The sequence below is a fragment of the Microbulbifer maximicatervae (SeqCode) genome (assembly GCF_052467815.1).
In genome coordinates, this window is the sequence record NZ_CP174326.1 from 1,284,637 (window position 1) to 1,297,423 (window position 12,787).

The following is a 12,787-nucleotide window of genomic DNA, read 5'->3' on the forward strand; positions in this document are numbered from 1 at the left end:
ACTTTAGTGCTTCTATAAATTTCAAGCAAATAGTGTGGATAGATGCAATCTGTATTTTGGAACGTAAGTGCGAAAATTTTTGTGAAGTGTATCTTGCTTAAAATTCCAGAAGAAATGAGCATACTAAATAATTACTTCCAGCCGCACAAAAGTTTCTGGAAATCAGGGAGATCTTAGTGAAATATCTACCAGTCATATCTGTAATTATTCCTGTTTACAATAAAGAAAAAACTATAGAACGCACATTAATTTCTGTTTTTCGTCAAGAATATCGATCAATCCAGGTGGTAATCATTGATGATGGCAGCACTGACGATAGCACCATAGTTATTCAAAATCTGCAGAAAGAACACCATGCAATTGAGTTTATTAGACAAGAGAATACAGGTCCGGGACATGCACGCAATGTTGGACTAGATCGTGCCACCGGTGATTATGTTGTTTTTTTAGATGCTGATGATGAATGGGAACCTGACTTTCTCACTCATGCAGTCAATACTTTCCAAGAACATAAAGATATTAATGTCTACGCTGCCTCGCACTACCGAACATCTAGCGGTCAAAAAAAGTCTTATAGTGAATTTTTTAGTGAGTTTGGAGTACCAAGAGGAAAGTTTAAGGTAACTTCATCTATGTCTGTATATTCACTGCTAGGATTAGTTTGGTTTTTCCATTCAAGTATGATTGTATCAAAAATTTCAACAATAAAGAGATACGGTGGATTCTACGATCACAATAAATCCGTTTTTGGGGAAGATTCATACTTGTGGATACAAGTTCTGCTTAATGAGACTGGATTTTGCGAACTTGAACCTTTAGGTTGGTATCATACAGAAGATTCTTCTCTTTGTGGAGCGGGACCAGGGCTTGAAAAGGCTGCATTTCTTAGATTTCCGGAAAGATTAAGGGAAACCTGCCCAGAGTCCATGAAAGATCTACTTGAGAAACTTCTTGGTGTATTTAATCTGTTATATATGCTGTCTTCACTAGGTAAGACGCGAAATAAAATTCAATCAGCTCTCAGTAGCTATCCTGGACTAAAATCCCTAAATGATGGTAAGAAATTTGAGTCTACAATCAGAAAAATAGATAGTCAGCTACTTGAATTGTCAGACCAATTAGAAGTGATAAATTTTACACGTGGCCCCAAGCTTAATGGGCCGTGGTGAAAGATTCAAACTATATGTTCTTTATTTATCTATTTATAGATAGTGATAGCTATTTGATTTGGGATAGAATCAATGGAAATTTCGAAATTGAGCATTATTTATAATATAAAATATTAAGAATTTGATTCTTTTGATAAAAATTAACTTAGCAAGATCAATTTTAGAAATTAAATCTAAAAATATAAAATTTTTCGGTTTAGTGAAAAATTATCACTTTGTTACCAAAGAGACTAAGAAATAAAGTATAAATGTAAAGGGTTTTCACGGTACTTATATCCAAGGAATAATTTTTTAGTTTAACTCCGACCTGTCAAAGAAAGGAACAAAGGTGGCTTTTGAGTATAGTCACAGACTGAGGATGTCGCTTGTGGTAACAGTCTGTCCGCTAGGACATAATAACACACTCAAACCATTATTTGATAAAAATACACCCAATAAAGCCATATTGGATGCTGTATTTAATGGGACAATTACTGGCCGTGCCTATGTCGATACAGAGAAATCGCCAGCGCAGGCAATACTAGTATCAGACTTTCTGAAATGCGCTTTTATAAGCACAAATTGTACGACTGAATTTTTAGTTCAGTTTTCGGCCTTACATTTATCAAACGGTTTAGAGTATATATTTACGCACGAATATTTATTTTTTGAATTAGAGAAATATCTCGACATATCAATCCGAAAGGAATTTATTCGAGATCCCTTAAAACCCATACCTATCTCTGGCCGTATAGCTAGCATACCAAGCATAGAGCAATTTTACTCTGCTCAGTGGAAAGATATCTTCACACCATGTTGTGGTGATTTTAATACCTTTATATCAAATCATATTGCTATTTATGAGATTAGGCACGGGATTATCGTTAGTGAAGGTTATGCGATTTGTGGAGAAAATATAGCTGAACTCGGTGCCATTTCACATGCTGAGTTTCGTGGTCAAGGCGGGGCAACCACAACCTGTTCACATATTTTGTCTTTTTGTAAAAAAAATAATTTAACACCTGTCTGGACATGTCGAGCGGATAACTCTGCTTCTATCGCCACTGCCTACCGTTTAGGTTTCGAGCATCATCGAGATTATATGTTTGCTAGGTGGCAGAGGTCTTAGCTTGTACAAAAATACATCTTTTCCATTTTTCGCTGTCTAAAGTTATGAGGGATAATATGCGGCGCTCAAAAAATGCCTACTGGATACCGACAAATCGATGTGTAATGCAGAGTCTTAAATCTTATGCACACGAACTTAGTGAATGTGCACCATATATTCCAATGATTATTATGGATTCCGGTGATAAGGAAATAGAAGCACACAATGAACAAGCTGTTAAATTTGTAAACAAAAAATATAACAATATAAAAATATATCATTTTAATCAGGAAGAGCAGGCTAAAGTTATTAGTAAAATTCTGCATCACGCTGGTTATGAACACCTTTTCAAATTGTTCATACATTCAGGGGTTAATTACGGTGCAGTAATGAACCGAATATTTCTGCTAAGTGCAGCAATGAATATAGATATAATTCACCGCCGTGACTCAGATACTCATCTCCAACCTAACTGCCCTTTTCCAATTGAAGCTGAAATACAGCTCATGAATTGTAAGGGCAACTATGTGGCAGGAAGTGGATATGTGGGAGAATGGAGCCTAGATCTTAAACCTTTTATTAAGCAAGATGCTGCTCTATTCAGTGTATTTTTTTCTGCTTTAGGTGTCCCTGAAGATCTGCACGATCAAGCATTTAATTGCTTGGAAAGCGGCGCTAAAAGTTATTTTAAAAACGATGACTTTAACAAAGCGAATACGGAAGGGTTTTATTACCCTGATGCTGGAAACTTTGTTTTGAAAGATCTTCATAAAGAGTTTCCATGTCTACCATCTGATGCAATATCATCTGATTACTTCATGTTTCGCATGGCATATGCATTTGGTAAAAATGTAATTTTTCATGAGCGTAGGGTAAGCCATAAATATCACGATAAACGAAACAGTAATTATAATTCATATATTAAATCATTGATTAAATACAGCGATATGCGCCCAATTTATTGGAGCTTGAAAGATGAGATTTACGATATTTCTGACCAAATAAATAAAACATGTAACACATCAAGAAATAAATATATCGCAGACATAATTGTCAATAAGTCTCAAGATAATATTAATCACCGAATAAAAAATATTGAAAACATAGCCTCAGAATTTATCTCGAAAGTATACCCAGAGGCGGCCAAAGATATTTTAGAAAATAGCGATAGAATTATAGAAGATTGTAACAATGATTATCAAAATCATGCCCATTTACTCTATGCATGGCACAAAATTATAGCTTCCGCAAATAAAATATCTTTCGAGTTGTAAAACCTAAATTAAATGCAAATTTATGGCTATAATTTTGAGAATGCAAAATGAACAATAAAACACATATTAAAACTGATGATTTTAATCTAAATAGCCTTTGGGATAATATTTTTCCATATGTAAAAAATAGGCCTGCGATCTATTTCAAAGAGAATACAATTTCTTATTATGAGTTAAATAATCGCATATGTAGACTCGCTAAAAAGTTAATTGATAATGGAGTAAGTCGAGAATCCATTGTGGCCGTTCATTGTGCTCGAGGCCCCGACGCAGTAATAGCTCTGCTTGCTATTATTCGAATTGGTGCAGCATATCTTCCTTTGGAACCTGCATTACCACTGCAAAGGAAAGAATTTATTCTTCAAGATAGTAATCCGGCCTTGGTCGTCATTGATAGTCATGAAAATAGTTTGTTTAATCTTTCAGGTATCAATGAGATAAATATTAATGATATTTACTATCCAAACCAGCTAGAAACAATAAACTTCAAAAATTGTACTTATAAAAATACTCTTGCATACGTAATATATACTTCTGGAACTACTGGCAAGCCAAAAGGGGTTCTAATTGAACACGCAGGAATCACAAATTTTCTTCTAACCTATAAAAAGATATTTTCAATAACTCCAGACGATCGAATCGTTCAGTTTGCAGCATTATCATTTGATGCATCTATATCTGAGATTCTAATGGCCTTACTCAATGGTGCTTGCTTATATATATTACCAGATGAAATACGTAAAGATGCACTACTTACTCAGCAATATTTGAAAGAGAATCAAATAACTATTGCTACTTTGCCTCCTCAGTTTTTGTCTTGTATTGAGCCCTCTTTAACTGAACTTAGGACAGTTATAGCAGCCGGCTCACCGTCAAATTGGAAAACAGTAAATCGCTGGAAACCATTTGTTAAGTACTACAATGCATATGGTCCATCTGAAGTAAGTATTGGAACTACTGTTTCTTTAGTGAATACCTGTGAACATATGAATGGCCCTGTACCCATCGGTACCGCTAATGATAATCTGGAACTATTTGTACTAGATAAGAACGGAGATCTAGTAAATTATGGTGAGGTAGGAGAGCTATGCATTGCAGGCATCGGCCTTGCACGTGGCTACTTAAATCAAGAAAAATTAACTAATTCAAAATTTATTCCGGCAAGTAATTCTTTTCCTCGCTATTACAAAACCGGAGACTTAGTAAGGTATCGTACTGACGGGCAATTTGAGTTTATAGGAAGACTTGATGACCAAATTAAAATAAGAGGACATAGAGTTGAGTTAAAAGAAATTGAAACTGTACTTCAAACATTTTCCACCATCAAAGATGCGTTTGTGTCTGCCGAAAGTAGAGGAGATGACACTGAGATAATCGCTCACATAATACTGCATAATCAGAAAGAGATCACCTCAGTAAAAGAAGAAATAAGTTCAATACTTCCTCAATATATGTTACCCCAACATATTATTAGTGTCGACAAATTCCCATTAACCATAAATGGTAAAGTTGATGCCTCAGCTTTACCCACGCCTAGTATATCTGAATTCTCTGGTGCGTTCCTACTACCCACACAAAATAAAGGAATGAGTTTATTTGTTGACGCTATTTCTTCAATACTCAAAATTGACAAATATAAAATCCCTGCTGAATTTAGCTTTACACAGCTCGGTGGTGACTCAATTAAGGCTATTCAAGTATGTAGTATTTTAGCAAAATACGACCATTTTTTAAAAACAAGTGACCTAATGGAATCGCTATGTCTAGATGATGCTATAAAAAAAATTACTCTAAACTTTAAAAGACCATTGCAGGAGACGTTAAGTGGCGAATTACCTCTCAACCCTATTCAGAAATGGTTTTTTGAACATGCTATCGATGGCTACAATCATTTTAATCAAAGCGGGTATATTAACTGGCATTGCACACTTGATTTAGATTTGGTGCAGAAAACTCTTAATTATTTATACGCTTATCATGATGGTTTAAGAACTAGATTCAAACTTAATCAATCTAAAGAATGGATTGCATCTATAGGACAACCTAAAGCTGTTAGCTTAGAGAGCTTTGATTCTGGGAATATAAATTTACTTTATGAAAAAGCAACTGAAATACAAAGTCAATTTGATATCGAGAAAGGTGCTTTGTTGCATGCTTGTCTATTCAATGGGAAACATCTACTAATTTCTATTCATCATTTAATTATAGATATGGTAAGTTGGAGAGTTTTGATTGATGATTTCCATTCAATATATAAAAGCCTAGAAGCAGGAAAGCAGCCTTCTCTTCCCAAGAAAGGTCATGATGTTAGACTTTGGATTGAGTCTTTAACTCAATATGTAAATAGTAAAGAGGCAGCCAGGGAGGTTAGTTATTGGGAGAACATATGTCAGACCGAAACCCAGTCAATTACGCGCGACAATAATGACTTTGTGAATACTGCAGGACTAAGCTCGCTTGCCACTTTAAAGGTCGATATCGATACCACTTCTAAGCTGAAGGGAGCTGCGAACAAAGCTTTTAATACGAAGGTAAATGAACTTCTACTTGCTTCATTCTCCCGAACTTTGGCTCAATGGAATGGAGAAGGTAAGTACGGTATTAGTCTAGAGGGGCACGGTAGAGAAGATTTCGGTAAGAACCTGGATGTTGGGAGAACCGTTGGCTGGTTTACAACCTTTTTTCCTGTGATTCTAAATTCGTCATTATCAACTGAAGTCGGTACGACTATTCGTGAAATTAAAGAACAAATTCGTTCAATTCCTAAAAATGGATTTTCATATACTGCACTAAGATATTTATCTTCTCCGGAGATTAAATCAAAGCTCGAAATGAAACGCCCTATTCAGATCGTTTTCAATTATTTAGGCGAGTTTGTAGAGCAAGATCCACTTGATCGGAAAGGGAACCTCTCACTTGGAATGGAGTTCGATAGAAATTATCCCAGGCCTGATGAGCTAGAATTTAATTTATATATCTCAAATTCCATCCTAAATATTGAATTACGCTACCCGCTTGAAGCATTCGAGGAGGAATCAATTAATGAGCTACTAGCTATCTTTTACGAATGTATTAAAAGCTTAGTAAAAACCTGTGTCATAACTAAAAATACTCAATTTAGTCCATCCGATTTTCAAGTTGCTTATTTGAACCTGGATGAGTTTGACCGGTTAATGGCAGATTATCCTGGCACGACAAATATGTATAGTCTGTCTCCTACATTAAGAACAATGTTGCTAGATGAAAAAAAGGGGAGGCTAAGTGGGTACCATGTCCAGCACGAATTCGAACTCTCCGGAGATTTTGATACATCACGTTTTTATCAAGCCCTTTGCTATATTGTAAAAAAGAATGAGTCTCTCCGCAGTATTTTTACAAAGGTTGGATCGGATAAAGGTATCCAGCTTGTACTCTCCAACATTGAAGTTGAATTTGAATCCTATGATTATCGACTATATGACAAAGATACTGCAGATCAAAATATAATTAATTTATTACAGAAAGATCGTAAAAAGGGGTTTCAGGTTGATTTGGTCCCTCCATTCCGTATCTATGTATGCTTTATTCCTCACGATAAAGTTAGAGTTATTTGGAGCTTTCACCATATTATTATGGATGGATGGTGCTGCGATATTCTATGGAATCAGTTAAAGTCAGCTTATTTTGATTCATATACTGCCATTAATTCTATAGCGCCATTACAAACTTTCCACGACTGGGTTGCGAAACAAGATAGTGAATCGTCAATTGAATATTGGCGTAGAGCCCTTGAAGGTTATGAATCAATTGCATCACTGCCTTGGTCGACGCCACTTATAAATACAGGAAAAGATGAAATTCTGGAAGAGCACATTAGGATTTCCAAAAGGGAAGTTTATGCCATTACAGAAATAGCATCTTCACAACACGTAACCGTTAGTACAATTTTGATGTCTATCTGGGGATTACTATTAGCTAGATATAACCAATTAAAAGATATTCTATTCCTTCAAGTTGTATCTGGCCGCTCATCACAGGTGCCTGATATTGATAAGATGCTAGGGTGTTTTATAAACACTATACCAAGACGTGTTAATCTTAATAACAATAATTTGTTTAAAGATCTCCTTAAACAATATAGTCAGCAGGTTAATGAAAGTAATTCATATGATTATTTAGCTTCAACTGATATTTTGGCAACACAGAGAATTTCTACAAATCGCTTTGATCACATCGTCAGTATTGATAATTTTAACTCTGGTGAACCTGGAGGCGAATCACCTTGGAATATAGAAAGAAAAAAATGCATAGAAGGTATTGCTTTTCCTCTAACTCTTGATATCCAATTAGGCGATACTATTGATATATCAGTTGCCTATTCATCAACATCCTACTCGTCTGAGTCTGTCAAAATTACTCTAGCTCATTATATAGAGCTTCTACGATATTTTATTGATAATCCAAATTGTCATCTGGATGACATTCAACTCCCTAGTTATCAGCCAGGGAATCTATCTGGTCAGCAACAGCTCAAGGTTCAAGATGAAGATATTACGCCATTACTAATTGATTTAATTGATGACTCTATGTCACGTAATGCTAATCGCACTGCTATTCTTTGGAAGGATAAAGAAGTGTCATATGCTGATCTTTCTTACCAGACAGCTGTGATTTCTAATCGGTTGATTGCTCTAGGCATCACCCAGGATTCATTAGTCGGCATTCACATATCTCGCAGTCCAAAGCAGATAGCTGCAATACTTGCCGTTTTATATGTTGGCGCAAGTTTTGTTCCCTTAGATCCATTCTATCCAGAAGAACAACTCAAGATAATTATCAAATCGTCTGATCCAGATTTAATTATTACAAATGACCATCACCTTGCATGTAAAACACTAGGAAATTTTTCACTTTTGACTCTTTCCACCCCGGGAAATACGAGTATAGATCTAGTAAACCATCGCTCCCAAAAGTCATTTAGAGTTTCAAATTCTAACCGTCATCCACTTATGATTCTATTTACGTCGGGATCAACTGGAACTGCTAAAGGTGTAAAAATTCTAAATCAGGGGATTGTAAATCACTCGAGATATTTTGTAGATCGATTAAATATACGCAATAGTGATAGGATTCTTCAATTTGCATCAATAAATTTTGATGCGGCCTATGAAGAAATTTTTCCATCATTAATTGCTGGAGCTTGTTTGGTACTTCGTGATAGTAATATTGTTGAATCTTTTGAATCATTTCATGAGCAAATTTACAAGCAAGATATTACTATACTTGATCTTCCTACAGCATATTTTAATCAGTGGTCTGATTATATTTTTTCAAATGTAGTTCCAGATTACTATACGGAGAAATTAAAATCGGTCGTAATTGGGGGAGAAGAGGCACTTACTGATTTTGTACGGAAGTGGATTCTTAGTATGAAAAATTCAATCTCTCTTTTTAATACCTATGGTCCTACAGAGGCTACTATTATATCTACTTTATACGAAGTTCCAAAAGTAGCTCCTGCCGAAAATTCAGTAATACCAATAGGGTCTGAGATAAACAACACTGTATGTTACGTGCTTGATAGCAAACTTCGTGAAGTTGCACTGGGAGAGGTCGGCGAATTATATATATCCGGACTGGGCGTTGCGGACGGATATGTAAATGATGATGCTAAAACGAATACTTATTTTCATTTACTTCCTGAAAAGAAAAGTAATAATTTATTTTATAGGACGGGCGATATTGTTAGGAGAAATGAATTTGAAGAGCTTATCTTCATTGGACGCAATGATAATCAAGTAAAACTAAGAGGACAGCGTGTTAATCTCGATGAGATAGAAACATGCATTAATTCACTTTCATTTGTAATCTGTAGCAAAGTACTTATTAAGCAAGATAAAAATGGGCCATCCATTGTTGCTTGTATTCAAGCAAATGATTCGTGGACAGCGAAGAACTTGAAATCTCTGCTATCTACAAAACTTCCAGATTTCCTAATACCCAGTAAATATATAGCTGTATCAACATGGCCTTTATCAGCTAATGGGAAACTGGATTCTAAGAAGTTGCTAGCCAAACCTTATGTTATCGATAAAATGGTTGAAGAGCCACCGGCAAGTTCTATAGAAATACAACTAGCAAAAATATTTGAAGATGCACTTGAAACAAAAAATATTTCGTTAGATGAAAGCTTCCTATCTCTAGGCGGGCATTCTCTTCTGGCCATTAAAGTTGTAAGTATGATTAATCAGGAGATGAATTGTTCTATCCATATTAAGGATTTATTGGAGGCTCAAAGTATTCGTGATCTTTCACGACTACTGATATTGGGATCATATAAAGATATTGATCCCCTGATATCCTTGAAAGATGGCGAAAATAGATCAATTTTCATGGTTCATCCAGTAGGTGGTCATATTACGTGTTATCTACCTTTGGTTGATATTTTCCCTAAAGGTATTTCACTATATGCTTTCGAATCTATTTATCAGAAGCAGCCTGTCCATAAAAAACTCTCAGTTGAGGAAATGGCTAAAATCTATGCAGAAAGATTATTAGCCACTAGAAACAATCAGAGAATTATTTTAGCTGGCTGGTCCATGGGGGGGATTGTAGCAATGGAAATGGCTAGAATCCTGCATGAAAATGGTGTTGATATAGAAAAATTGATATTAATTGATTCTTGGGTTCCAGATTTAATTCCAGTGCAAAATAGTTCCACCGAAAAACTTTTCAGTTTCTTTAAAGATATTCTAGCCGGAGATCTTGAAGATAACATAACAGATATTATCAAATCAGCTTCTTTACAGATATGGCATGAACATATAACGAAAACTCGAAATATAGGTATATCCTTTGATGATTGTAGGCGACTATTCAATTCATATTGTAATAATGAAATCGCAATGCTTCAGTATAAACCAAAAACCTATAGAGGTGACATTTCGTTAATTCGTGCAGCTCAACATGGGTTAAGTCATAATGTCCAAAGTGATTTGGGTTGGTCAAAATACTGCCCCAACCTCAACATTATAAATTTGGAAGCAACACATTATAGCATACTAGCTCAACTTTCAGCTGAGCACTTTCTTGAATAGAACTTTAAATAGGATATTAATTTATATATTAAAAATATGTTTTTTTGGCATTTAATTAATAGATTTTATCTTTGGTAAATAATGAAAATTTCAACTGAAACATTACTAAAAAGAATCCCATACGTGGAATTAAAAGATAATTTGCATTCAATTATCCTATCTGAAGAGCCTGTAATTATTACAAATGCACTTACAGGTAGTAACTTATGTTGCTGGGATTTTGATTACCTTTCAAAGATGATGGCAGGAACCAAAGTTAACGTTTGCCAGGCAAAAAATAGCATTTATTCTGTTAATCAAAAAAGTGGGAAGTCCCATGAAGAAGCTATTCGAATTCGCTTTGATGAATATGTCAAAATTATTACGGGGGAGAAGGCAAATGATGGACGTACATATATGCAAATGGGATCTTTTAAAGGGGAATTTTCTCATCTATTTCAGGATATTGAAGTCCAAAGGCTTATTCCAGAAAAAATTCTAAGTTCTGCATACCTTTGGGTTGGTCCAGGCGGAACAGTATCGCCGCTTCATTATGATCCAGAAAATAATTTTCTAATTCAAGTGAAGGGTTCGAAACGGTTAATATTATTTCCCCATCGTTATATACCTAATTTATATCCATACGACGAATATGAATGTAGCCATCCACATTTACTTCAGGCTGATATTACATCACCTGACTATAATCTATTCCCTGCAATGAAAAATGTTGAAGCAACAGAGGTTGTCTTAAAAGAAGGGGAAATGTTATTCCTTCCAAGTGGATATTGTCATCAAGTGCACAGTGAATCTCCCTCGGTAAGTGTAAATTTATGGTGGTCAACCTTGGATTGGCAATTTCTTAAGCCTCACAATACTAGATTATTTTATTGGGGACGAAAAAATCTATTCAATCGAATTACCTCTACAATTCTTGAACAATATAATTCTATCCCTGATTTAGGGTATGCATTAATCGAACTGGGCAATATTAATGCAGCTTGTTTATTTCATTTTGCACTAATTGAACGTTTAAGAATAAAGATAAATGAATTTGAAAATGTTTATAAACGACTTTCTAGTGCAGTAAGTAATCTTGGGCAGACAAGTGATCTGGATAAATTTGAAATATGTTTAAATACTAACAATCTGCTAGTTAAACATTTAAATAGTATTTCCGCTGAATTCAATTCCAGCAGGAGTACTTCAATATGGGCAACATGAAATATTTCGCAACAATTTTTATTTAGGTCAAATGCTATAGATAGTTAAGGCCAATAAATATAATCGGAATAAGTATATTTATAATTTTTTCATTTTAAAACATTTAGCAAGCACTGAAACACTGAAGTTTTTTTGATTTAGTAATTAGTAGGATTTGAGATGTTAGATATTTTTAGTCATGACCTAGATGCAATTAGAAATAGATACGGCAACCAGTCACTTCATCGTGTTGAGAAAATGTTCGAGACACAAAGTTACCGAGATCCGATGCAATCAGATGCAAAATATATATTACCAGAGCTTTCTACCGCGCCATGGCTAGAAACTAGCACTTTCCCAAAACTTGACCCTCTTATTAGTGCACTAAATAATGGAGCAAAAGATATTAAACTCGAAATAAATAGGGCATTAAATGAACAGAGGTCAGTGGTTGAAAAATATGATCACTATCTTGGCTGTCAGCCGGACTGGGAAGCTATCTATCTTTTTAAAGAGGGTAAACCGGTTCACAAGATGGCAGAAGTCATACCAACTGCATGGGGTATATTAAATCGGGAACTTAGGAATTGGCATTGTCCATTACTTGAAGTGCATTTTTCAATTTTACATCCAGGCGCTTTGATAAAGCCACATTGTGATTTGTGGAATTTTTCAATTAATCTTCATTTAGCTATAGATATCCCAGAAGATGACTGCGGTATTATTGTTGCAAATGAACACAGGAATTGGGTTGAAGGTGAATGCCTTCTATTTGATTACTCATATATTCATGAAGCGTATAACAACTCTAATAAGTCACGTATTTGTTTACTAATGGATATTTGGCATCCAAACGTCACTCAAGCAGAAAGAGAAGCGTTGGTAGTGATTATTAGAAAAATACGAGAAATGCTCAACTGAGTAACGATAGCTAAAATCCATGCGGGTGTTTTAACACAAGTACTGCATGGATATAAGGCAAAACCATTTCGACCAGCT

The 12,787-nt window shown here is 35.1% G+C and carries 6 protein-coding genes; all 6 read left to right on the top strand.

Annotated elements, in window-relative coordinates; all coding sequences use genetic code 11:
* The first annotated feature begins 176 nt into the window (after positions 1 to 176).
* The 6 genes from ACJJIW_RS05535 (at position 177) to ACJJIW_RS05560 (ending at position 12,709) form a co-directional block, all read left to right on the top strand.
* Complete coding sequence (locus ACJJIW_RS05535; RefSeq protein WP_282930412.1) at positions 177 to 1,169, top strand: glycosyltransferase family 2 protein; 993 nt, start codon at positions 177 to 179, stop codon at positions 1,167 to 1,169.
* 367 nt (positions 1,170 to 1,536) lie between these two features.
* Positions 1,537 to 2,277, top strand: coding sequence for a GNAT family N-acetyltransferase (locus tag ACJJIW_RS05540; RefSeq protein ID WP_444936861.1), 741 nt, complete (start codon positions 1,537 to 1,539; stop codon positions 2,275 to 2,277).
* Between the two features lie 56 nt (positions 2,278 to 2,333).
* Positions 2,334 to 3,530: a DUF6271 family protein gene (locus ACJJIW_RS05545; RefSeq protein WP_444936862.1), complete on the top strand. Its 1,197-nt coding sequence runs from the start codon at positions 2,334 to 2,336 to the stop codon at positions 3,528 to 3,530.
* Between the two features lie 47 nt (positions 3,531 to 3,577).
* On the top strand, positions 3,578 to 10,606 hold the full coding sequence (locus ACJJIW_RS05550; RefSeq protein ID WP_444936863.1) for a non-ribosomal peptide synthetase: 7,029 nt from the start codon (positions 3,578 to 3,580) through the stop codon (positions 10,604 to 10,606).
* 123 nt (positions 10,607 to 10,729) lie between these two features.
* Positions 10,730 to 11,809 carry a cupin-like domain-containing protein gene (locus ACJJIW_RS05555; RefSeq protein WP_444936864.1) on the top strand — a complete coding sequence of 360 codons (1,080 nt, stop codon included), beginning with the start codon at positions 10,730 to 10,732 and terminating at the stop codon, positions 11,807 to 11,809.
* A 159-nt stretch (positions 11,810 to 11,968) separates the two neighbouring features.
* A complete protein-coding gene (locus ACJJIW_RS05560) occupies positions 11,969 to 12,709 on the top strand; it encodes an aspartyl/asparaginyl beta-hydroxylase domain-containing protein (RefSeq protein ID WP_282930418.1) in 741 nt (246 codons plus the stop codon).
* Positions 12,710 to 12,787: the final 78 nt, after the last annotated feature.

What these genes read in the sequence shown, in the direction of transcription:
- ACJJIW_RS05545 (WP_444936862.1), top strand. Translation starts at nt 2,334, where the DNA reads ATGCGGCGCTCAAAAAATGCCTACTGGATACCGACAAATCGATGTGTA.
- ACJJIW_RS05550 (WP_444936863.1), top strand. Translation starts at nt 3,578, where the DNA reads ATGAACAATAAAACACATATTAAAACTGATGATTTTAATCTAAATAGC.
- ACJJIW_RS05560 (WP_282930418.1), top strand. Translation starts at nt 11,969, where the DNA reads ATGTTAGATATTTTTAGTCATGACCTAGATGCAATTAGAAATAGATAC.